The following is a 22,601-nucleotide window of genomic DNA, read 5'->3' as shown; positions in this document are numbered from 1 at the left end:
TAGCTGAGCATGCCTTCCATCGACATCGACCGCGATGCCGCGCACCACGCCGCGCAGGACGAACTCAACAAGCCGATCTATTCCAAGGGGTCGGCGGCCGACCAGTTCCTCGACTGGCTCAACGACCTGATATACCGCATGCTGCAGAAGACCGCCACGGTGCCGGGCGGATGGTTCACGGCGACAGTGCTTTTGATCCTGTTGGCGATCGCGGTGTTTGTTGCCTTCCACGTCGCGCGGCGCACCATGCGCGCCCGCCGCGGCGGTGACCAGCAGCTGTTCGAAGCCGCGCAGCTGACGGCCGCCCAGCATCGCGCGACGGCCGAAAGCTATGCGGCCGAAGGTGATTGGGCGTCGGCCATACGCCACCGGCTGCGCGCCGTCGCCCGCCAGCTCGAGGAGACCGGTGTGCTGGCGGCGGCCCCCGGCCGCACGGCCAACGAGCTGGCGCGCGACGCCGGCACCGCGCTGCCCCATCTGGCCGGCGAACTGTCCGAAGCGGCAACGGCTTTCAACGACGTCACCTACGGCGAGCAGCCCGGAACCCGGGCCGCCTACCAGATGATCGCCGACCTCGACGATCACCTGCGGTCCCGCTGGCAGGGTGTCCCTGCCGAGGCCGGGCGGCCCGCCGTCCCCGAGTCGTGGGCGCAGGTGCGGTGATGGCCACGATCAGCGATGCCCGCACCCAGACCGCGCCCCGGCGCCGGCGCTCGTGGCGCTGGGTGGTCGTCACCCTGCTGGTGCTGGCCGTCATCGCCGGCGTCGATGCCTACCTGACCGCGCCGCGCCCCGGCGCGCGGATGGACCCCGCGTCGACCGGCCCGGACGGCGCCCACGCGCTGGTGGAGTTGCTCCGCGACGCCGGTGTGGACGTCGTCGTGGCCGACACCATCGCCGACGTCGAACGGGCGGCGCGCCCGGACGCGCTGATCCTGGTGGCACAGAGCCAGTACCTGACCGACGCGGTGACCGACCGGCTGGCGAGGATCCGTTCCGACCTGCTGCTGGTGGAACCGACGACGCGGGCCCGCGAGGCGCTGCTGCCGGGCGTGGAGGTGTCCGGCGCCAGCGGCTTCGACAGCGACCCGAATTGCACGCTGCGCGAAGCCGTTCGGTCCGGCTCGGTGCGGTTCGGCCCGACCAACACCTTCAAGGCCAAGGACGGCCGGACGATGACCCGCTGCTACGACGGCGCGCTGATCCGCTTCCGGGACGGCGGACGGGTCGTCACCGCCGTCGGCAGCACCGACTTCATGACCAACGGCGGCCTGTTGCACGCTGGCAACGCGGCGCTCGCGATGAACCTGGCCGGCGACCGCCCCCGGCTCGTGTGGTACGCGCCCCATCACGTCGAGGGTGAAACCTCCACCAAGGCATCACTTTTCGACCTGATTCCACCCAACGTGAGCTGGATCGTGTGGCAGCTGGCGCTGGTGGTGCTGCTGGTCGCCGCGTGGAAGGGCCGCCGCCCCGGCCCGCTGGTGGCCGAGGAGTTGCCCGTCGTGGTGCGCGCGTCGGAGACCGTCGAGGGTCGCGGCCGGCTGTATCGGTCCCGGCGGGCACGCGATCGCGCGGCCGCGGCGCTGCGCACGGCGACACTGCAGCGGCTGCTGCCGCGGCTCGGCCTGGGCGCCGGCGCCGACCCGGCGACCGTGGTGTCCACCGCGGCCCAGCGCACCGGTTCGGATCCGGGGTTCGTCTCCTACCATCTGTTCGGTCCGCCCCCGACGACCGACCACGACCTGTTACAACTTGCCCGTGCGCTCGACGACATCGAAAGGCAGGTCGCACGCCCGTGACACAGTCCCCTTCCGGTCCACAAGCCGATACCGCCTCGTCCCCCACCGCCGAATCCGCTCGCGAGGCGCTGCTGGCGTTGCGCGCCGAGCTCGCCAAGGCCGTCGTCGGGCAGGAGGGCGTGGTCAGCGGCCTGGTGATCGCGCTGCTGTGCCGCGGGCATGTGCTGCTGGAAGGCGTTCCGGGAGTGGCGAAGACGCTGCTGGTCCGGGCGCTGTCCGCGGCGCTGCAGCTGGAGTTCAAGCGGGTGCAGTTCACGCCGGACCTGATGCCCGGCGACGTGACGGGTTCCCTGGTGTACGACGCGCGCACCGCCGCGTTCGTGTTCCGGCCCGGTCCGGTGTTCACCAACCTGCTGCTCGCCGACGAGATCAACCGCACCCCACCCAAGACCCAGGCCGCGCTGCTCGAGGCGATGGAGGAGCGCCAGGTCAGCGTCGAGGGCGAACCCCAGCCGCTGCCGGACCCGTTCATCGTCGCCGCGACCCAGAACCCGGTCGAATACGAGGGCACCTACCAGCTGCCCGAGGCCCAGCTGGATCGCTTTCTCCTCAAACTGAATGTGACGCTGCCCCCGCGGGACGCCGAGATCGCCATCCTGCACCGGCACGCGCACGGTTTCGATCCCCGCGATCTGTCGGCGATCAAGCCGGTGGCGGGGCCGGCCGACCTGGCCGCCGGCCGCGACGCCGTGCGACACGTGCTGGTCGCCGACGAGGTGCTCGGCTACATCGTCGACATCGTCGGGGCCACCCGATCCTCCCCCGCGCTGCAGCTGGGCGTGTCCCCCCGCGGGGCGACCGCCCTGTTGGCCACCGCGCGCTCCTGGTCCTGGCTGTCGGGCCGCAACTACGTCACCCCCGACGACGTGAAGGCCATGGCCCGCCCGACGCTGCGGCACCGGGTGATGCTGCGGCCCGAAGCCGAACTCGAGGGGGCCACGTCCGATGGCGTGCTCGACGGGATTCTGGCGTCGGTTCCGGTGCCCCGCTAGTGATCCTGACCGGACGCACGGGACTGGTCGCGCTGATCTGCGTCCTGCCCATCGCTGTCTCGCCTTGGCCGGCAACGGCTTTCGTGGCCCTGCTGGTGGCGCTGGCCATCGCCGTTGCCGTCGACGTCGGGTTGGCGGCCCGCACCACCGCCCTGCGCTACGTGCGCTCCCCGGATCGCTCCGCCCGGCTCGGTCAACAGGTGGATTGTGAGCTGTCCATCCACAACGACGGCCGGCGGCGGTTCCGCGGCCAGGTCCGCGACGCCTGGCCGCCCAGCGCCCGCGCGCGGCCGCGCACCCATGCGGTGGACATCCCGGCCGGGGGCGATCAGCACGTCGCGACCCGGCTGGAGCCAAAGCGCCGCGGCGATCAGCGCGCGACGGTGATCACCGCGCGATCGATCGGGCCCCTGGGCTTGGCGGGACGGCAGGGTTCGCAATCGGTGCCCGGCCAGCTCCGGGTGCTGCCGCCGTTCCTGTCGCGCAAGCACCTGCCGTCGCGCCTGGCCAGGCTGCGCGAGATCGACGGCCTACTGCCCACCCTGGTGCGCGGGCAGGGCACCGAATTCGATTCGCTGCGAGAGTATGTCGTCGGTGACGACGTGCGCTCGATCGATTGGCGCGCGACCGCGCGGCGCGCCGACGTGGTGGTGCGCACCTGGCGCCCCGAACGCGACCGGCGCGTGGTGATCGTGCTCGACACGGGCCGCACCGCGGCGGGCCGGGTGGGCGTCGACCCCACCACCTCCGATCCCGCGGGCTGGCCGCGGCTGGACTGGTCGATGGATGCCGCGCTGCTGCTGGCCGCGCTCGCGTCGCGGGCGGGCGACAACGTCGACTTCCTCGCCCACGACCGGGTGAGCCGGGCCGGCGTCTTCGGCGCGTCGCGCACCGAGCTGCTCGCCCAGCTCGTCGACGCGATGGCCCCCCTGCAGCCCACGCTCGTCGAATCCGATTGGCGGGCAATGGCTTCGGCCATCGCGCTGCGGGCCCGCCGGCGCTCGCTGGTGGTGCTGCTGACCGACCTCAATCCGACCGCCCTCGACGAGGGCCTGCTGCCCGTGCTGCCGCAGCTGTCGGCCAAGCATCACCTGCTGCTGGCCGCGGTTTCCGACCCGCGGGTCGACCAGATGGCCGCCGGCCGATCGGATGCCGCGGCGGTGTACGACGCCGCCGCGGCCGAGCGATCCCGCAACGACCGCGGCGCCATGGCCACACGATTGCGCCGCACCGGCGTGGAGGTCGTCGACGCCCCGCCCGCCGAACTGGCGCCCGCGCTCGCCGACCACTACCTGGCGATGAAAGCGACCGGGCGCCTGTGATCGGCACCGCGAAACTGTAACCACCGACGCATTTCCCGAGTAGGGCCGTCCGCAGTTGCAGTCTCGCGAAGCTCAGCCGGTGGGGACCACATCCGGCGCGTCGTCGATGTCGCCGCTTTCCCCGGCTCTGACCCCGCGGCGACCGAAGTAGACGATGTAGGACAAGAACGCCGCCTCGGCGATGACGCCGATGCCGACCCGTACGACCGTCGGTAACGGCGACGGCGTCACCAGCGCCTCGATCAACCCGGAAACGGCGAGCACGGCCACCAGGCCCACGGCCACCGAGACGATGGCACGGCCCTGTTCGGCGAGCACCTGTCCGCGGGGCCGGTCGCCGGGCGACATCACCGACCATCCCAGCCGCATTCCCGCCGCCCCCGAGAGGAAGACCGCGGTGAGCTCCAACAGCCCATGGGGGGCAAGCAATCCCAGCAGCAGGCCGCCCTTGCCGGCGGGGAACATCAGGCCGGCGATCACGCCCACATTGGCGGCATTCTCGAACAGCACAAAGGGAATGGGCAACCCCAGCACGACGGACAGCGCGATGCATTGAGCGGAAACCCAGGAATTGTTCACCCAGATCTGCAGCGCGAAGGCGGCGGCGGGATGTTCGCTGTAGTACGACTCGACGTCGTGATTGACCAATTGCTCGATGTCACTAGGGGTTCCGAGCGCTGACTGCACCTCGGGACTGCCGGCGACCCACAGCGCAATGACCACGACCACCGCGAAAAACGCCGCCGCCGTGGCCAGCCACCACCGCCACGTGCGGTACGCGACGACCGGGAAGGACACCGTCCAGAACCGGGTGAACGTACTGCTTAGCGGCGCGTGGGCGCCGGTCACCGCGGAACGGGCCCGCGCGACCAGGCTCGAGAGCCGGCCGACCAGCATCGAATCCGACCCGACATTTCCGGCCGAGCGCAGCATCGACAAATGGGTGGACACCCGCTGATAGAGCTCGACGAGTTCGTCGATCTCGGCGCCGCTGAGCGACCGGCGGCGCCCGATCAGTCGATCGAGGCGGTCCCACGTGCCTCGATGGGCCAGCACGAATGCGTCGACGTCCACCCTGGGCAGCCTAATCACCCCGCGGGCGCGGCGCCGCGGGCATGACCAAGTGCGGTCGCCCGCACCCGCCCGGCCTGTACCGTTCGAAGTTATGTCGGTGGTGACCGGGGACGCCGTGGTGCTGGACGTGCAGATCGCCCAGCTGCCGGTGCGGACGTTGAGCGCGCTGATCGATATCGCCGTCATGGTGATCGGCTACCTGCTCGGGCTGATGCTGTGGGCCGCCACCCTGACCGAGTTCGACACCGCGCTGAGCAACGCCATCCTGCTTATATTTACGGTTCTGGTAATTGTGGGCTACCCGTTGATCCTCGAGACCGCGACGCGGGGACGCTCGGTGGGCAAGATCGCCCTGGGTCTGCGCGTCGTGTCCGACGACGGCGGCCCAGAACGCTTCCGCCAGGCGCTGTTTCGCGCCCTGGCCTCGCTGGTGGAAATCTGGATGCTCTTCGGCAGCCCCGCCATCATCTGCAGCATCCTGTCACCCAAAGCCAAACGGATCGGCGATATCTTCGCCGGCACGGTGGTGGTCAACGAACGCGGACCCCGGCTGGGGCCCCCGCCGACGATGCCTCCGGCGCTGGCCTGGTGGGCGGCGTCGCTGCAGCTGTCGGGACTGTCCGTCGGTCAAGCCGAAGTGGCGCGCCAATTCCTTTCCCGCGCACCGCAACTCGACCGCCAGCTGCGCACTCAGATGGCGTACCGCATCGCCGGTGATGTCGTGGCGCGCATTGCGCCGCCCCCGCCCCCCGGGGCCCCGCCGGAACTGGTGCTGGCCGCCGTCCTCGCCGAGCGGCACCGTCGCGAACTGGCCCGGCTGCGCCCGACCGCCCAGGCGCCGGGCTGGCCGCCCATGCCACCGGGCGCGCCGCCGCGGTACCCGGCGCCGTGGCCGGAGCCGGGCCGACCCGCCCCGGGACCGGGCTACGGCGCGCCTCCGGACGGTTTCGCACCGCCGCACTGACGCAGCGCGGCTAGCGGGCGACGCTCGCCGCCATGAGGACGACGTCGGCGATCAGCAGCGCCCACCCGAGCAGCGGGACCGCGATGCCGCCGCGGTGTTTGGCGGTGAAAACCGAGATGACGATGACGACGACGGCCACCGCGGGCGCGCCGTAGAAGGCGACGCCGAAGTCGATGCCGCCGTGGCCCAGGTTGGGGCAGCTGGTGTCGCTGCAACCGGCGGTGCTCAGCACGCCACCGAGCGCGAACAGCATCACGATCGCCGCGGCGGGCACCGTCGCCAGCGCCAACCCCCAGTTGACCCAGGGCCAGACGTTCCGGCGCGGGGCACCACCGGGGTCCCCGGATCGGGCCGCACCGGCGGCCGTGCGATCGACCGTCACGTCGTTGTCAGCGTCCATCCCACAGTTCCTACCCGCCGTCTGGCCTCTGCAAACCGGCCCGCGGGTTTGGGCGGCGTGGATGGGCATGGATTTCCGCAGGTCAGCTTCGCTAGCCGATATCTTTCAACATATCCAGTTGCATCGCGTTAGTTTCCGATATATCGTGATATTCCGAAGCGCACGTTGGGTGCGCGACCCACCAACGTAAGGACACAAATGAGCAACCCATTCACTCCCCCCGAGGGACCATTCGGCGGCCGGCCCGGTTTCGGATTCGGCTTCGGCTCCGGCCCGGTCGACCGGCGCGCCCTGCACGAGGCGCGGCGCCAGGCCAGGCGGGACTTCCGCGAACATCTCCGCGACCACGCCGGCGGCGGCCACCCGGGTGGCTACGAAGGCCCGTTCGGGTTCGGTCCCGGATTCGGGCCGGGCTTCGGCCCCGGTTTCGGTTTCGGTCCCGGCGGACGGCGCGGCGCCTGGCGCCGTGGCGGCCCGGGCCGCGGCAAGCGCGGTGACGTGCGGGCGGCCATCCTGACGCTGCTCGCCGAGCGGCCGATGCACGGCTACGAGATGATCCAGCAGATCGCCGAACGCAGCAACGGGCTGTGGAAGCCGAGCCCCGGCTCGGTGTATCCAACCCTGCAGCTGCTCGACGACGAAGGCCTGATCACCGCGAGCGAATCCGCGGGCAGCAAGAAGCTTTTCGAGCTGACCGAGCAGGGCCGCGGGGCGGCCGAGAAGATCGAGACCCCGCCGTGGGACGAAATCACCGAAGGTGCGGACCCCGGTCACATGAGCCTGAGGGCGGCCGTCGGCCAGTTGTTCGGCGCGGTCGGGCAGTCCGCCCACACCGCTTCGGCCGAGCAGCAGCAGCGCATCGTCGACATTCTCAACAACGCGCGGCGCGAGATCTACGGCATCCTCGGCGAAGACTGATTCCGAGCCAGCGGACCCTGGATCAGGTCACCTCAGGTGATGGAGACCCAATCCAGGGTCCGCTGCACGGCCTTGCGCCAGCCCGCGTACCCCTCGGCGCGCTGCTGGTCGTTCCAGGTCGGCGACCAACGCCGGCCCTCCTGCCAGTTGGCGCGCAGGTCCGCCGGGTCGGCCCAGAACCCCACGGCCAGGCCGGCCGCGTACGCGGCGCCCAGAGCCGTCGTCTCGGCGACCACCGGACGCACCACGTCCACGCCCAGCACGTCGGCCTGGATCTGCATGCACAGGTCATTTCCGGTGATACCGCCGTCGACCTTCAAAACCTCAAGGCGCACACCGGAATCCGCGGCCATCGCGTCTACCACGTCGCGGCTCTGGTAGCAGATCGCCTCCAGGGTGGCCCGGGCCAGATGCGCGTTGGTGTTGAATCGGGACAGTCCCACGATCGCGCCCCGGGCATCGGACCGCCAGTAGGGGGCGAACAACCCGGAAAACGCCGGGACGAAATAGACGCCGCCGTTGTCGTCGACCTGGCGGGCCAGCGCCTCGCTTTGCGCGGCCCCGCTGATGATGCCCAGCTGATCGCGCAGCCATTGCACGGCCGCGCCCGTCACCGCGATCGAACCCTCAAGTGCGTAAACGGGTTTGGCGTCCCCGAACTGGTAGCAGACGGTGGTCAGCAGCCCGTTGTCGGACCGCACGATCGTCTCGCCGGTGTTCAGTAGCAGGAAATTGCCGGTGCCATAGGTGTTTTTCGCCTCCCCCTCGGCCAGACACACCTGCCCCACCATCGCCGCGTGCTGGTCACCCACCACCCCGGTGATCGCAATCTCTCCCCCCGCCGGGCCGGTCTCGGCCGTCACCCCGTAGGGCTGCGGCGACGACGACGGCCCGATCCGCGGCAGCATCGCGCGCGGGATCGCAAAGAATGACAGCAACTCGTCGTCCCAGTCCAGGGTCTCGAGGTTCATCAGCATGGTCCGGCTGGCGTTGGTCACGTCGGTGACGTGCACGCCGCCCCGCGGACCCCCGGTCAGGTTCCACAACACCCAGGTGTCCGGGGTGCCGAACAACGCGTCGCCACGCTCGGCGGCGTCGCGCACCCCGTCGACATTCTCCAAGATCCATCGCAGCTTTGCGCCGGAGAAGTACGTCGCCGGGGGAAGTCCCGCCTTGCGGCGGATCACCTCGCCCCGGCCGTCGGCTCCCAGCGCCGACGCGATCCGGTCGGTGCGGGTGTCCTGCCAGACGATCGCGTTGTAATAGGGCCGTCCGGTCTTGCGGTTCCAGACCAGCGTCGTCTCGCGCTGGTTCGTGATACCCAGCGCGGCAATGTTTTTCGGCGCCAGGTTGGCACGGTTGAGCACGGAGGTCAGCACCGAGGAGGTACGTTCCCAGATCTCCACCGGGTCGTGCTCGACCCAGCCCGCCTGGGGCAGGATCTGTTCGTGCTCGAGCTGGTGGCGGGCCACCTCGGCACCCTCGTGATCGAAGATCATGCAGCGCGTGCTGGTCGTCCCCTGGTCAATGGCGGCCACGAATTCGGCGAACTCGGCCAACTGCTCTCCTCCACCCGTGAGCTCTGACACTTTTGCGGCAAAAGTCCATCATGGTCTACCCGCCCGGCGGGCGAGGCCACAACCGCGCCGCCGGAGAGCTTGCGTTACGGGCGGTAACCCTGTTGCATCTGCGGTGTGGGCGAAGAGGTCAAGCGCACCACGTACGACAGCGCACACCGCCGCGAATACCGGCGCAAGGTTCAGGCGTGTCTGAACGTGTTCGAGACGATGCTCGCCCAGTCACGCTTCGATTCCGACCAGCCGCTCACCGGCATGGAGATCGAGTGCAACCTGGTCGACGCCGACTACCAGCCGGCCATGTCCAATCGCCACGTCCTGGACGCCATCGGCGATCCCGCGTACCAGACCGAATTGGGCGCCTACAACATCGAATTCAACGTCCCGCCGCACGCGCTGCCCGGACACACGGGGCTGGATCTCGAGGCCGAGGTGCGGGCCAGCCTGAACGAGGCCGAGATCAAGGCCGGCGCCGCCGACGGTGCGCACATCGTCATGATCGGCATCCTGCCCACGCTGATGCCCGAACACCTCGATCACGACTGGATGAGCGAGTCGACGCGGTATGCCGCCCTCAACGACTCGATCTTCACCGCCCGCGGCGAGGACCTGCCCATCGACATCGACGGCCCCGAACCGCTGAACTGGCACGCCGCGACGATAGCGCCCGAATCCGCTTGCACCAGCATGCAATTGCACCTGCAATTGGCCCCGGAGACGTTCGCCGCCAACTGGAACGCCGCGCAGATTGTCGCCGGTCCGCAGCTGGCGCTGGGCGCCAACTCGCCGTTCTTCTTCTCCCACCAACTCTGGGCGGAAACCCGCATCGAGCTGTTCACCCAATCCACCGACACCCGACCCGAAGAGCTGAAAACCCAAGGCGTGCGCCCGCGAGTGTGGTTCGGTGAACAGTGGATCACCTCGGTCCTCGACCTGTACCGCGAGAACATCCGGTACTTCCCGTCCCTGTTGCCCGAGGTGTCCGAGGAGGATCCGGTCGCCGAGCTGGCCGCCGGGCGCACCCCGCAGCTGTCCGAGTTGCGGCTGCACAACGGCACCGTGTACCGGTGGAATCGCCCGGTGTACGACGTGGTCGACGGGCGCCCGCATCTGCGACTGGAGAATCGGGTGTTGCCGGCCGGACCGACAGTCGTTGACATGCTGGCGAATTCGTCCTTCTTCTACGGGATGCTGCGCAGCTTGTCCGAGGCGGACAGCCCGTTGTGGGACCGCATGGATTTCGCGGTGGCGGAGGCCAACTTTTTGGCGGCGGCGCGCCACGGCATCGACGCCCGGCTGCACTGGCCCGGGCTCGGGGAGGTGAGCGCACGCGAGCTGGTGCTCGACACGTTGCTGCCGATGGCCGACGACGGGTTGCGGCGCTGGGGCGTCGACCCCGAGGTCCGCGACCGGTTCCTGGGGGTCATCGAGGGCCGCGCCCGCGCTGGCCGCAACGGCGCCACCTGGCAGGTTTCCACCGTACGGGCCCTGCAGGACGCGGGCATGGGCCGGGCCGCCGCGCTGGCCGAGATGCTGCGCCGCTACTGCGAGTACATGCACGCCAACGAGCCGGTGCACACCTGGGAGTAGGTTGACAACCATGTCGTCTGATCAAGTGATGGACTGGGACAGCGCCTACCGCGAGCAGGCCCATTTCGAGGGTCCGCCCCCGTGGAATATCGGTGAGCCGCAACCCGAACTGGCGGCGCTGGCCGCGGCCGGCAAGTTCCACAGCGACGTCCTGGACGCCGGCTGCGGAGTCGCCGAGCTCTCACTGAGCCTGGCCGCCCAGGGTTACACTGTGGTCGGCGTCGACCTCACGCCGACCGCCGTCGCGGCGGCCACCAAGTCCGCCCAGGAGCGCGGCTTGACCACGGCCAGCTTCGTGCAGGCCGACATCACGTCGCTGAGCGGGTATGACGGACGGTTCGCCACCGTCGTCGACAGCACGCTGTTTCACTCGCTGCCCGTGGAGGGCCGCGACGGCTACCTGCGCTCGGTCCACCGCGCCGCGGCACCGGGCGCCAGCTACTTCGTGCTGGTGTTCGCCAAGGGCGCCTTCCCGGCCGAGATGGAACCCAAGCCCAACGAGGTCGACGAAGACGAACTACGCGCCGCGGTCAGCACGTACTGGGAAATCGACGAGATTCGCCCCTCCTTCATCCTGTCGAACGCGATCAACATCGCCGACGCGCCTTTCGAATTCCCGCCGCACGATCGCGACGAGCAAGGCCGGATCAAGATGCCGGCCTACTTGCTGACGGCGCACAAGGCCGGCTAGCCGGTTGCGGTCGCCGCCGTCGCGGCGATGAGCGCCTCGGCGAAGGTCTCCAGGTCCTCGGCAGTGGTGTCCAGGTGCGGCGAGATCCGCAGCAGCGGCCCCGGGAGCTCCAGCGGTGCCCGCTGCACGCCGACGAAGGTGGTCAGGATCCGTCGCTCGGCGAGCAACCAGTCCCGCACCGTCTGCGGGTCGGCGCCGTCGGTCGGCGCCAAAGTCGTGATGGCGCTGGGTTCTTCGACCTCCTCGACGACGGCCCACCCGGCGACGTCGGCCAGCACCGTGCGGCTCAGGCCGCCCAGCTCGGCCAGGCGTGCACAGACGGCCGCCGGCCCGTAGGCCAGGTGCTCCCCCAGCGCCAGCGAAAACCCCACCCGCGCAGCGATATTGGCTTCGCCGAATTCGAGCTGCTGGGCCACCGTCGGCGACCCCGATGCGCGCGCCCACTGCGGTGCCGCCAGCCTGGGGCGCAGGCTCTCCATCAGCTCCCGGCGCACCGCCAGTATCCCGACACCGCGCGGGCCGGCGACCCACTTGCGCGACGAGGAATACGTCGCGCCGGCCCCGGCCGCGCAATCCACCTGCCCCAGCGCCTGCGCCGCGTCGATCACCAGTGGCAGCCCGAGCTCCCGGCAGAGCTGGGCGACCATCGAAACCGGTTGCACCACACCGCTATGGCTGGCCACCGCGGTCAGGTGCACCAGGTCCGGCCGGTCGGTGTCGAGGGCCCGCGCCGCGTCGTCGAGCGCGACGCGGCCGTCATCCATGGTCGGCAGCAGCCGGCGGTCGAACCCGTGGGCGGCCATCACGGCCAGGTTGGGCCCGTATTCGCCGGGCAGGCACGCTACCGTTCGGTGCTTGGTCGGCCAGGCGCCCAACAGCAGATCCAAGGCGTGAAGCGAGCCGGTGGTGAACACCACCTCGGCGTCGGTCATCCCGGTCAGCGCGGCGAACGCGACACGTCCGGCGTCGAGCACCGGGGCGGCCGCCTCGGCCGCGACATACCCGCCGACTTCGGACTCGTTGCGGGCGTGCTGCGCGGCGGCGTCGATCACCGCGACGCTCTGCCGCGAGCAGGCGGCGTTGTCCAGATGCAGGCCGGCCATGGGCAAGCGTGCCGCCCGCCATCGGTCGGCCAGCGAGTCGCCGGCGGTCACTTCACGGCCAACGACAACCCGAAGTCACCCGCGCCGTCGGTCCACCATTGCGTGCGACGCAGTCCCACGGCGGCCAGTTCGGCACTCACCTTTTCCGGGCGGAACTTGCACGACACCTCGGTCAGCATCTCCTCGCCGGCCTCGAAGTCCACGATCAGCTCGAGCGCACCGACACGCACCCGCTGGCCGCGATCGGCCCGCAACCACATCTCGATACGTTCCTCGGCCGGGTTCCACCGCGCGACGTGCGCGAAAGTATCGACGTCGAAATCGGCGTCCAGTTCCCGGTTTACCACCGCAAGAACATTGCGGTTGAACGCCGCCGTCACCCCGGCGGAATCGTCGTAGGCGCGCACCAGCCGCTCGAGGTCCTTGACCAGGTCGGTGCCCAGCAGCAGGCTGTCGCCGGGCCGCATCTGGGCGGACAGCGCGGCGAGGAAGTCCGCGCGCGGCCCGGGCGTGAGGTTGCCGATCGTCGACCCCAAGAACACGAACAGCCGCCGCCCGTCCGCCGGGATCTCGGTCAGGTGTTCTTCGAAATCGCCGCAGACGGCCTTGATTTCGACTCCCGAGTATTCCTGCGCAATGGCCGCGGCGGCCGTCGACAGGATGCTGGCGTCGACGTCGAAGGGGACGAACCGGCGCAGCGAACCGCGCGCGCGCAGGGCGTCGAGCAGCAGCCGCGTCTTCTCCGAGGTGCCGCTGCCCAGTTCCACCAGGGTGTCGGCCTCGCTGGCCGACGCGATTTCGGCCGCCCGCGCACGCAGGATCTCGGCCTCGGCGCGGGTCGGGTAGTACTCGGGCAGCCGGGTGATCTGGTCGAACAGGTCACTGCCCACGGCGTCATAGAACCACTTGGGCGGCAACGACTTCGGCGTCTTCTGCAGGCCTTCGAACACGTCACGGCGCAACGCGTGGTAGGCCGAGTCGGCGGCGAGGTGGTTCGACAGCGACAGCGTCATCAAGACCCTTTCGGATGATCCAGCGGGGTCATCGTGACTCCGCCGGCGGTGACTTCGACGAGGTGGCGGTCCGGCACGTCCTCCCAGTCGGAGTCGTTGTCATAGGGTTCGCTGGCCAGGACCACACCATCCGGGCGGCGCAGGATGGACAGCGTGTCCCCCCACACCGTCGCCAGCATGCGAGAACCGTTGGCGGCCAATATGTTCAGCCGGGCGCGCGGGTCGGCCGCCGCGATCTCGGCGATGGTGTCGCCCAGCGCATCGAGGCCGCGCTCGAAGATGACGGCCGCCAGCATCGCGCTGTCGCAGACCGATTCGGCCTGCGACGTCGCCGGCAGCGCCGCCCGGTCGACGATTCCGTTGTGCGACAACAACCATTGCCCGTCGGTGAACGGCGCGGTCGCGCTGACTTCGATCGGCATGCCGACGGTCGCCGAGCGCACCGCGGCCACCACGCAGTGGCTGCGCAGCGCCGGCGCGACGGACTCGAAGGACACGTCGCCCCACAGCGGCAGCTGGCTGCGCCAGCGCCGGGGCGCGGCGCCATCCGACGCAGCATCGAAAAACCCGACGCCCCAGCCGTCCGCGTTCAACAGACAATGCTTCTGGCGGCGCGGCGCGTAGGCCTGCACCCGCAGCCCGAACGGTGGGTCGAGCACCAGCGAGGAGACCGTGACGTCGGCCCCGAGCCACCCCAGATGCCGGCACATCAGGCGATCTCCTTCGGCACGTCCCAGGCCAACCGGACGCCGGAGAAGATCTGGCGCCGGTACGGGTGATCCCAGTTGCGAAAACTCGGGCGCAGGATGCTCGGCTCCACGGCCCACGATCCGCCGCGCAGCACCCGGTAATCGCCGTCGAAGAACGGCTGTGAATAGCGCTCGTAGAGCATCGGGACGAACCCGGGCCAGGGCCGCAGCGGGCTGCTCGTCCACTCCCACACATCGCCGAGCATCTGCTCGGCCCCGTACGCGGAAGCGCCGGCGGGGTAGGCCCCGACGGGTGCGGGCCGTAGCGCGGTGCCGCCGAGGTTGGCCAGCGCGTCGCACGGCTCCTGGGCGCCCCATGGGTAGCGGCGCCGGGCGCCGGCGGAGGGGTCCCATGCGCAGGCCTTCTCCCATTCCATCTCGGTGGGCAGCCGCGCGCCGGCCCAGGCCGCGTACGCCTCGGCCTCGAAATAGCTGACGTGCTGGACGGGTTCGTCGGCGGGGATGTCTTCGACGTGGCCGAACCGGGTGCGGGTGGCGGCGTCAGGATTCCAGAACTGCGGTGCGGTCAGGCCGGCGGCCTGGCGATGCCGCCAGCCCCGCTCCGACCACCACCGCGGCTGGTCGTAGCCGCCGTCGTCGATGAAGTGCCGCCATTCGCCGTTGGTGACCGGAACCCGGCCGATCCGGAACGCGGGCAGGTCGACGACGTGGCCGGGACGCTCGTTGTCCAGCGAAAATGGCTCGGCGGCGGGGTCAACGCCGAGCACAAACTCGCCGCCGGGCACCAGCACCGAGGTGCCGGCCAGGCCCGGGCGGGCGGGCGGCAGCATCGACGTGCCGCGCAGGAGCGGCGGGCCGCTGCGCAGATTCAATGCCTGCAGCATGGTTTCGTCGTGCTGGTTTTCGTGGCTGACCACCATCGCGTACGCGAACGCCGCCTCGTCGCCCGCCGGGTCGTCGGGCAGCGCGTCCAGGGCGTCGAACACGGCGGACCGCACCGTCCGGCAGTACGCGCGCGCCTCGTCCGGCGACAACAGCGGCAGGTCGACCCGACTGGCGCGCGAGTGCACGAAGGCGTCGTAGAGACCCTCGACGGCCGGCGACAGCATCGACGGCCGGGCAAGATCCCCGCCCCGCAGCAGCCACAGCTCTTCCTGCTGGCCGATGTGCGCCAGATCCCACACCAGCGGGCTCATCAGCGGGTCGTACTGCCGGCACAGTTCGGCATCGTCGAAGTCGACCAGCCGCAGCGTCCGCGTCCGCGTCCGCGTCAACTGGTCGGCAAGCGCCTGGCGTGACGTCACCGTCACAGTCCCCCTCGCGCCGCCCGCGACACCTCGGCGGCGACGCCGTGTTCGATCACCCGGTCGGCGAAATCGTCGCCGGGACACCGGCCCTGTTCGACGAGGTCGACCAGCCGCTGCATCGCGTCGCCGACTTCGGCCGGCGCCCTTTCGGCCGCGATGGCCACGCACGCGTTGGCGGCCGCGTAGAGCCGCCGGTCACGCAGCCCGAGCCGGGCCGCGATGTCCCAGGCGGTGGCCACCGGTGCGACGGCCTCGGCCGCGGCGTCGGCCGCGGTCGGGTCGTCGAGCAGCGCCACCAGGGTGAACACCACCGCGGGCCACAACGCGTCCGGGACGCTGTCCAGGTAGCGGATTTCCAGCCACTGCCGGGGGCGGACCGGCGGGAACAAGGTCGTCAGGTGGTATTCGAGATCGGCGACGCTGGGGCGGCGATTACCGAGCAATACCCGGCCGTCGACCCAGTCGGCAAAGGGCACCCACTGCGTGACCGCCTCGGCGCCCGGCGTGTGCACCAGCATCACCGGGGCCTTGAGCGCGTAGCGCCCCCAGTCGGTGCCCGGGTCATCGCCGCTGGCGCCCAGGATGGGTCCGCAGCGCGCGGAATCCATCTGCCCCCACACCCGCTGCCGGCTGGAGACCCAGCCGGTGAAGTCGCCGCCCAGCATCGGCGAGTTGGCCGTGATCGCAATCATGGTGGGCCCCAAGGCATGCGCCAGCCGAACCCGAGCCGCCCAGCCCTCGCGCGGCCCGGCGTCGACGTTGACCTGGATCGATGCGGTGGACGTCATCATCGCCGCGCCCGCTTCCCCGGAGCGGCTGGTGGCGAAGAACCTTTCCATGGCGCGGTAGCGGGCGCCGGGGTTGATGCGCTGGGGGGGTCGCAGCGGGTCGGCGCCGAGGAAGACCAGGCCCAGGCCGGCCTCGGCAAACGCCGGCTGGAGCACGGCCTGGTCCCGTCGCATGGCCTCGATCGCGGGCAGGACGCCGTCGGCCGGCGGCCCGGAGAGTTCGACCGCGCCACCGGGTTCCACGGTGATCCTGCTGCCGCCCGGCAGGGCGGGGAGCCCGTCGAGCACCGCGGCGATTTCGTCCCAGCCGGGCCTGCGGTGCGGGGCGGCCGGGTCGTGGCAGTGGGCCTCGAGTTCCAGACCCACCCGTCCCAGCGGGGCGTCCACCAGGCAGCCGTCGGCGATGTATTGCGCGACGGCCGTGGAGTCGGTGAGCTCGGCGATTTTCAGCTCCGGGGCGGGGTCGGCGCCGGTCGACCGCGGAGCCGCCGCAGTGATCGGGGCGAACGTCATATCACGATCCCTTCGGGCCCGGCGAAGGCTGAACACGCACCTGCGGACCGCTTCCCTGCGCAGCTAATCGAACGATATCCGGCACTACTTCGTCTAGTGCTTCATCTATCAGACGCCCCCGACATATTCCCCTCCCGCGCTGATGGCCAGACGGCAAGGACGGATACCCGATCGCTGCGCTACTGACCCAGCGCGTTCTGCATCGCCCCAGCTAGCACGTTCACGGCGGGCCCGGCGTTGCCGGACTGACACACTTTCGCCTGCAGCAACACGTTTTCGCGCAGCCTGGTTTGATCGAAGCAGCGCCGATCGGTGCCCGCCTCCTGCTTGGTCCAGTTCTCGTCGGCGGGCCCGGCCGGCCCGCCGTCGAAGGACCACACCTGCGTGCTGCCGTTGTCCAGGTGTATCGCGGTCGTCTGACCCGAACAGCCGACCGTTCGATCCACCACCCGATGAAATGCCCGGGCCGCGGCGTCCGGGGTGGCGAACACCCCGACCGCCTGCTTGACCAGGTGCGTTTGATCATTCGCCGACGTCTGCGTGACGGCCCCGTTGAACGACGCCAGATCGGGATCGTCGTAGACCTCGGACAGCCCGATGTCCGCCCAGTTGTTGCACTCCGGGAGGTCCACCCAGGGGCCCTGTCCGGGCTGGGTGAACACCGACTCCCAGCCCATGGGTCCGCCGACGATGTTGCCGACCGACCCCTTGCCCAGGACGGCGTAGTTCACCACGCCCGGCTCCGACGGGTGCGCGGCGGCGACTGCGGGCGCGACGGTGCCCGCCACCGCGAACCCGACGGTGAGTACGGCGCGGTGCACCTGCGTGGCCCGCATGGTCATGAGGCGATCATGCCAAACGCCACGACGTTCGGTCAGCCCCCGTCAAGCGCCGACCTTGTGCGCCAAGCGTTTCGCGACCGCGTCAGGGGCGCGGCGCCGGCGAGCCGGGAGCCGGGCTGACGGCCGTCGGCTGACCGGGTCCGCTGATGCCGGGGCCGGAGACGGGACCGCCGGGCCCGCCCGGGCCGCCCGGGGGCATCGGAACGATCAAACCGGGGCCGCCGGGACCGGGCCCCCAGGGCCCATTGTCGGGCCCGGGACCACCGGGGCCGCCGTACCACGATCCGGGACCACCGGGACCGGGTCCCCAGGGGCCATTGCCCGGCCCGGGGCCGGGTCCCCACGGCCCGTTGCCCGGGCCGGGGCCGCCCGGGTGAAACATGCCGTGGTGATGGTGGCAGTGGTAGTGGTGCTTCCAAATGAAGGCGCCGACGAAGAACACCGAGGAGAGGATGAACACGATGCCCGCGACGATCACCACCCAGGCTGCCGCCGTGTAGAGCCGCGGCGGCTTGACCCGCGGCGGCGGTGGCGGCGCGGGCGGAGTGGTCGCGGCGGCGGGGGTCGGCTCGGCTTGCGGTTCGGGTGTCTCGCTCATGCCATGCCATATTGCCCCGCACGCGATGTCCGGAACAGGCCCCGGCGGCAAATTGCCTGGAATCGAGACGTGGCCCGACGCTCGATGAGAGCGCCGGGCCACGAGTGGGTTGGGGGTTTTAGTTGGTCAGCACAATGACGCTGGGGGCCTGCCCCGGCGCTGCGTGCGAGGCCGCCGCGGAGTGGAAGATCGACGCCGGGAGCTGTCCCGGGGCCATGCCGCTGGGCCGCACGGGCGACGGACTGGCGGGCGCGGTGGTCGCGCCCGGGCCCGTGGGTGCGCCCGGGCCGCCCTGGGTGCCGCCGCCCGGTCCACCGGGCCCGCCGGGGCCGCGGTGATGCAGCATCGCGTGGTGGTGGTGCTTGTGGTGGTGATGGCCGTGATGGCCGCCGCGGTGGCCGAGGATGAAGCCGGTGAAGAAGATGACCGCGACGATGAACACGATCCCGGCGACGATGGCGACCCACGCGGCGAGTTGGAAGACCCGCGGGGCCCGATAGGCCGCTGCAGCGGCGGCCGGTGCAGTTGCGGTGGAGGTCCGCACGGTGGGGGTTTCAGGTGTTTCACTCATGAGACAAATGATGAAGCCGTTAACAGTAGTGGCGGCTATGCGCTACTTATGTAGGAGCTGTGAACCATCGCCGCCGCTCAGCGGGCGAAGCGCCTACTCGGGCTTGAACGGATTGACCGCGAACTGGATGACCCGGTACGGCGCGGCCACTCGCGCGCGGGTGTCCCACTGGCTCACGAAGATTCGCAGCTCGTCCAGCGTGGAACCGGGCGAGATGTAGCCGCCGTACGGTTGCGCGAGCCGGTTGTCGTACGGCGGCGGCAGGCTTTCCGCGGGCTCCGGCCACTCGTCGTGCTGCACCACCGTGGTGACCGGCGCGTCACCCAGCGCCGTCGGGTCGTCGGCCACCCGGACCTCCATGTTGCCCGTGACGGCATTGAAGTAGGACAACACGGCCTTGCCGTCGATCTGCCTGATGCACATCTCGCCCACCGCGTCCGGCCACAGCGGTGTCGGCGGCTTGCCCCACCCCCCGCTCGCGCCGGCCGCCCAGCCCTGCCAGCGGGACCGGTCGGTGAACGTTTGCGGTGTGGCGCGATACAGGACCACGGGGTCCCGACGGGTGAAGCTGTCGGCCACGATGTACACCCACCCGCTCGGCGATTCCGGGGTCGGGATCGGGTCGTAATACCCGCTGATCTGCGTCTGCGAGCCGCCTTGATACGAGGCGGGCCGCTTCGAACCCGGGATCGTCTGCCAGCCCGCGCGCGCCGGTTCGGCGGTCACCAGCCGGGAGCTCTGCGGCTCCAGGTCCTTCGTCGTCGTCACCATCAGGTAGTTGCGCCGGTTGATCTGCACCACCCCGGCGGGCAGTTGCGAGGAATCCGGCGGAGCGGGGTCGGCCAGCAGCGGGTGGGCGATCCCGGTGACGCCGGTGTAGCGCACCCCGGCCGGGTCGTCGACCGACGCGGTGTCGACGCGCAGCGCGACGGGCGCATACCAGCCGCCGAACCCGACGCCCTGGCCGGCGAAGCTGTCGCCGCAGACCTGCAGCAGTTCGGTGGGGAATTCGACGAATTCACACAGGTCGGTCGCGCCGATGCCGTAATCGCCTGTGGGAGTTCCGGTTCCGGCGGTCGGACCGATCCGCAGCACCTGACCGGGCGCCAGCGGCTGCAGGATCGGTTCCGGGGCGGGCGCCGGCGGATCGGCATGCGCGGCCCAAAACCATTGCGGCGCAAGCAAAGATGCCACAAGTAGCGAGAACCGCGTCGCGGAACTCACTCGCGGATTCACAACTCGGCGGCGAGTAACTCGGCGATCTGGATGGTGTTCAGCGCCGCCCCCTTGCGCAGGTTGTCTCCCGAGACGAACAGGGCCAGGCCGCGGCCGTCGGGCACCCCCGGATCCCGCCGGATCCTGCCGACGAGGGATTCGTCGGCGCCGGCGGCCGCCAACGGGGTCGGCACGTCGACCACCTTGACGCCGGGCGCGCCGTCGAGCAGCTCGCGGGCACGCTGCGGCGACAGCGGCCGCGCGAACTCGGCGTTGATCGACAGCGAGTGCCCGGTGAACACCGGCACCCGCACGCAGGTGCCGCTGACCGCCAGGTCGGGGATGCCGAGGATCTTGCGGCTCTCGTGGCGCAGCTTCTGGTCCTCGTCGGTCTCGCCGGACCCGTCGTCCACCAACGATCCGGCCAGCGGCACGACGTTGAAGGCGATGGGCGCCACGTAGGTCTTGGGCGCCGGGAACTGCACGGCGCCGCCGTCCTGCACCAGCTGCTCGGCGTCGTCGACGACCGCGCGGGCCTGCGTGGACAGCTCCTGGACTCCGGCGATCCCGCTGCCGGAGACCGCCTGATAGCTCGACACCACCAGCCGTTGCAGGCCGGCCTCGTCGTGCAGCACCTTGAGCACCGGCATCGCGGCCATGGTCGTGCAGTTCGGGTTGGCGATGATGCCCTTCGGCCGGTTGGCGGCATCGCGGGCGAAGTTCACCTCGGAGACCACCAGGGGCACGTCCGGGTCCTTGCGCCAGGCCGACGAGTTGTCGATCACCGTCACCCCGGCCGCGGCGAACCGCGGCGCCTGCACCAGCGACATCGTCTTACCGGCGGAGAACAACGCGATGTCCAGCCCGCTGGGGTCGGCCGTCGCGGCGTCTTCGACCTCGATCTCCTGGCCGCGGAACTCCAACTTGCGGCCCTGCGAACGCGAAGACGCGAAGAACCGCACCGACCCCCCACTGTTCAAAGCGGGGAAGTCCCGCTCGTCGAGCAACCTGCGCATCACCTGGCCGACCTGGCCGGTGGCGCCCACCACACCGATGGCAACCATCTATCTACCCGTCCCCGCGTACACCGTCGCCGACTCCTCGCCGCCGAGCCCGAACGCCTCGTGCAACGCCACGACGGCCTTGTCCAGTTCCGTGTCGCGGCACAGCACCGAGATGCGGATCTCGGAGGTGGAGATCAGCTCGATGTTGACGCCCACCTCGGCCAGGGACTCACAGAAGGTGGCGGTCACCCCGGGATGGCTGCGCATGCCCGCCCCGATCAGCGACACCTTGCCGACGTGGTCGTCGTAGAGCAGCTGGCTGAACCCGATCTCGTCCTTGAGCGCGTCGAGCTTGGCCACCGCGGTGGGCCCGCTGTCGCGCGAGCAGGTGAAGGTGATGTCGGTCTTGCCGTCCTCGACCTTGGAGACGTTCTGCAACACCATGTCGATGTTCACGTCGGCGTCGGCGAGCGCCCGGAAGACGCGGGCGGCATATCCGGGGATGTCGGGGATGCCGACGACGGTCACCTTGGCCTCGCTGCGGTCGTGCGCGACTCCGGTCAGGATGGGGTCTTCCATGGCTATGTCCTTGATCGATCCGACGACGACGGTGCCTGGGTTTTCCGAATACGAGGATCGGACGTGCACCGGAATGTTGTAGCGGCGCGCGTATTCCACGCAGCGCAGCATCAAGACCTTGGCGCCGCAAGCCGCCATCTCGAGCATTTCTTCGAAGGTGACCGTGTCCAGCTTGCGGGCGTTGTGCACGATCCTGGGGTCGGCGCTGAAGATGCCGTCGACGTCGGTGTAGATCTCGCAGACGTCGGCGCGCAGCGCCGCGGCCAGCGCCACCGCGGTGGTGTCCGAGCCGCCGCGACCCAGCGTGGTGACGTCCCGGGTGTCCTGGCTGACGCCCTGGAACCCGGCCACCAGCACGACGCGCCCCTCGTCGAGCGCGGCCTGCAGCCGCCCCGGCGTGACGTCGATGATCTTGGCGTTGCCGTGCGTGCCGGTGGTGATCACGCCGGCCTGCGAACCCGTGAACGATCGGGCCTGCGCACCCAGCGATTCGATGGCCATCGCGACCAGGGCGTTGGAGATGCGCTCACCGGCGGTCAGCAGCATGTCGAGCTCGCGCGGCGGCGGGGCCGGGCACACCTGCTGGGCCAGGTCCATCAGGTCGTCGGTGGTATCGCCCATGGCGGAGACGACGACGACGACGTCGTTGCCCTGCTTCTTGGTAGCGACGATGCGCTCGGCCACGCGCCGGATCCGATCGGCGTTCGCCACTGAGGATCCGCCGTACTTCTGCACGACGAGCGCCACGTTTTTCCCTGCCTCTCCGGCCCTGGGCACTGCAATTTGGGGGATAAGTCCACAACAGAATACGTGCCGCCGCATGGTGATTTACGTCGCGATACCCGGTCGCCCGGAGTGCGGATTCGCCGCTGTCTCGGCGCCATTTTTACCAACGCGCTAAAAGCGGTAAAGTGCAGGACGTGCAGCGGGTGCTCCTCCTCGGACGCCGCGACGGGGTCTGATCCAGACCGGCTTCCCGTCGCGGGTGTTCGCGATGCGCCGGTCTGAGGTTCCTTCTGATATCCCCG

At 70.2% G+C, this 22,601-nt stretch carries 22 protein-coding genes; 8 read left to right on the top strand and 14 right to left on the bottom strand.

Annotated features, from left to right (window positions below):
* The first annotated feature begins 9 nt into the window (after positions 1-9).
* Genes W7S_RS01810 through W7S_RS01795 form a run of 4 tightly spaced genes read left to right on the top strand, consistent with a single transcriptional unit; the run spans position 10 to position 4,116 of the window.
* A complete protein-coding gene (locus tag W7S_RS01810; RefSeq protein ID WP_008263290.1) occupies positions 10-663 on the top strand; it encodes a DUF4129 domain-containing protein in 654 nt (217 codons plus the stop codon).
* Positions 663-1,802 carry a DUF4350 domain-containing protein gene (locus W7S_RS01805; protein ID WP_036429781.1) on the top strand — a complete coding sequence of 380 codons (1,140 nt, stop codon included), beginning with the start codon at positions 663-665 and terminating at the stop codon, positions 1,800-1,802. Before W7S_RS01810 ends, W7S_RS01805 begins: the two co-directional genes overlap by 1 nt.
* Positions 1,799-2,794: a MoxR family ATPase gene (locus W7S_RS01800; protein WP_008263288.1), complete on the top strand. Its 996-nt coding sequence runs from the start codon at positions 1,799-1,801 to the stop codon at positions 2,792-2,794. The genes W7S_RS01805 and W7S_RS01800 overlap by 4 nt, the downstream gene beginning before the upstream one ends.
* A complete protein-coding gene (locus tag W7S_RS01795) occupies positions 2,794-4,116 on the top strand; it encodes a DUF58 domain-containing protein (protein WP_008263287.1) in 1,323 nt (440 codons plus the stop codon). Before W7S_RS01800 ends, W7S_RS01795 begins: the two co-directional genes overlap by 1 nt.
* Positions 4,117-4,188: 72 nt before the next feature.
* Here the strand turns inward: W7S_RS01795 and W7S_RS01790 are convergent, their stop codons facing one another.
* Positions 4,189-5,190 carry a stage II sporulation protein M gene (locus W7S_RS01790; RefSeq protein ID WP_014710829.1) on the bottom strand — a complete coding sequence of 334 codons (1,002 nt, stop codon included), beginning with the start codon at positions 5,188-5,190 and terminating at the stop codon, positions 4,189-4,191.
* Positions 5,191-5,281: 91 nt separating this feature from the next.
* Here W7S_RS01790 and W7S_RS01785 point away from each other — a divergent pair, with 91 nt between their 5' ends.
* On the top strand, positions 5,282-6,154 hold the full coding sequence (locus W7S_RS01785; RefSeq protein WP_014710828.1) for an RDD family protein: 873 nt from the start codon (positions 5,282-5,284) through the stop codon (positions 6,152-6,154).
* Between the two features lie 10 nt (positions 6,155-6,164).
* On the opposite strand, the gene W7S_RS01780 is transcribed toward W7S_RS01785, so the two are convergent.
* On the bottom strand, positions 6,165-6,554 hold the full coding sequence (locus W7S_RS01780; protein WP_014710827.1) for a hypothetical protein: 390 nt from the start codon (positions 6,552-6,554) through the stop codon (positions 6,165-6,167).
* 198 nt (positions 6,555-6,752) lie between these two features.
* Between W7S_RS01780 and W7S_RS01775 the strand changes: the two genes are divergently transcribed.
* Positions 6,753-7,472 carry a PadR family transcriptional regulator gene (locus tag W7S_RS01775; RefSeq protein WP_008263283.1) on the top strand — a complete coding sequence of 240 codons (720 nt, stop codon included), beginning with the start codon at positions 6,753-6,755 and terminating at the stop codon, positions 7,470-7,472.
* Between the two features lie 32 nt (positions 7,473-7,504).
* Here the strand turns inward: W7S_RS01775 and glpK are convergent, their stop codons facing one another.
* A complete protein-coding gene (gene glpK / locus W7S_RS01770) occupies positions 7,505-9,031 on the bottom strand; it encodes a glycerol kinase GlpK (RefSeq protein WP_014710826.1) in 1,527 nt (508 codons plus the stop codon).
* Between the two features lie 135 nt (positions 9,032-9,166).
* Here glpK and W7S_RS01765 point away from each other — a divergent pair, with 135 nt between their 5' ends.
* Together W7S_RS01765 and W7S_RS01760 are read left to right on the top strand one after the other, a co-directional pair.
* Positions 9,167-10,639: a glutamate--cysteine ligase gene (locus tag W7S_RS01765; protein WP_014710825.1), complete on the top strand. Its 1,473-nt coding sequence runs from the start codon at positions 9,167-9,169 to the stop codon at positions 10,637-10,639.
* Positions 10,640-10,649: 10 nt separating this feature from the next.
* Entirely contained in the window at positions 10,650-11,330 is a 681-nt protein-coding gene (locus W7S_RS01760) for a class I SAM-dependent methyltransferase (protein ID WP_014383691.1), read from the top strand.
* Here W7S_RS01760 and egtE read toward each other — a convergent pair.
* The 11 genes from egtE to W7S_RS01705 form a co-directional block, all read right to left on the bottom strand.
* On the bottom strand, positions 11,327-12,433 hold the full coding sequence (gene egtE, locus W7S_RS01755; protein WP_230487546.1) for an ergothioneine biosynthesis PLP-dependent enzyme EgtE: 1,107 nt from the start codon (positions 12,431-12,433) through the stop codon (positions 11,327-11,329). The genes W7S_RS01760 and egtE overlap by 4 nt on opposite strands.
* Before the next feature lie 47 nt (positions 12,434-12,480).
* Positions 12,481-13,446 carry an L-histidine N(alpha)-methyltransferase gene (egtD, locus tag W7S_RS01750; protein WP_008263276.1) on the bottom strand — a complete coding sequence of 322 codons (966 nt, stop codon included), beginning with the start codon at positions 13,444-13,446 and terminating at the stop codon, positions 12,481-12,483.
* Entirely contained in the window at positions 13,446-14,156 is a 711-nt protein-coding gene (gene egtC / locus W7S_RS01745) for an ergothioneine biosynthesis protein EgtC (RefSeq protein WP_008263273.1), read from the bottom strand. The genes egtD and egtC overlap by 1 nt, the downstream gene beginning before the upstream one ends.
* On the bottom strand, positions 14,156-15,460 hold the full coding sequence (egtB, locus tag W7S_RS01740) for an ergothioneine biosynthesis protein EgtB (RefSeq protein WP_071196532.1): 1,305 nt from the start codon (positions 15,458-15,460) through the stop codon (positions 14,156-14,158). Before egtB ends, egtC begins: the two co-directional genes overlap by 1 nt.
* A gap of 2 nt (positions 15,461-15,462) precedes the next feature.
* The gene (egtA, locus tag W7S_RS01735; RefSeq protein WP_008263269.1) at positions 15,463-16,764 is read right to left on the bottom strand and encodes an ergothioneine biosynthesis glutamate--cysteine ligase EgtA; all 1,302 of its coding nucleotides are present in this window, start codon (positions 16,762-16,764) and stop codon (positions 15,463-15,465) included.
* Between the two features lie 179 nt (positions 16,765-16,943).
* On the bottom strand, positions 16,944-17,606 hold the full coding sequence (locus tag W7S_RS01730) for a sensor domain-containing protein (protein WP_008263267.1): 663 nt from the start codon (positions 17,604-17,606) through the stop codon (positions 16,944-16,946).
* 82 nt (positions 17,607-17,688) lie between these two features.
* Positions 17,689-18,204 (bottom strand): hypothetical protein, encoded by a 516-nt coding sequence (locus tag W7S_RS01725; RefSeq protein WP_008263266.1) that lies wholly within the window; start codon positions 18,202-18,204, stop codon positions 17,689-17,691.
* A 118-nt stretch (positions 18,205-18,322) separates the two neighbouring features.
* On the bottom strand, positions 18,323-18,748 hold the full coding sequence (locus W7S_RS01720) for a hypothetical protein (protein WP_008263265.1): 426 nt from the start codon (positions 18,746-18,748) through the stop codon (positions 18,323-18,325).
* A 120-nt stretch (positions 18,749-18,868) separates the two neighbouring features.
* Positions 18,869-19,999, bottom strand: a complete 1,131-nt coding sequence (locus W7S_RS01715) for a DUF4185 domain-containing protein (RefSeq protein ID WP_036429778.1) — start codon at positions 19,997-19,999, stop codon at positions 18,869-18,871.
* Positions 20,000-20,007: 8 nt separating this feature from the next.
* Positions 20,008-21,054: an aspartate-semialdehyde dehydrogenase gene (locus W7S_RS01710; protein WP_008263261.1), complete on the bottom strand. Its 1,047-nt coding sequence runs from the start codon at positions 21,052-21,054 to the stop codon at positions 20,008-20,010.
* A complete protein-coding gene (locus tag W7S_RS01705; protein ID WP_008263260.1) occupies positions 21,055-22,320 on the bottom strand; it encodes an aspartate kinase in 1,266 nt (421 codons plus the stop codon). It abuts the gene before it with no gap.
* Positions 22,321-22,601: the final 281 nt, after the last annotated feature.

Source organism: Mycobacterium sp. MOTT36Y (genome assembly GCF_000262165.1).
Taxonomy (GTDB): Bacteria; Actinomycetota; Actinomycetes; order Mycobacteriales; family Mycobacteriaceae; genus Mycobacterium; species Mycobacterium intracellulare.
The sequence above is the reverse complement of the archived record's forward strand: the minus strand, read 5'-3'. Positions and strand labels throughout refer to the sequence as shown.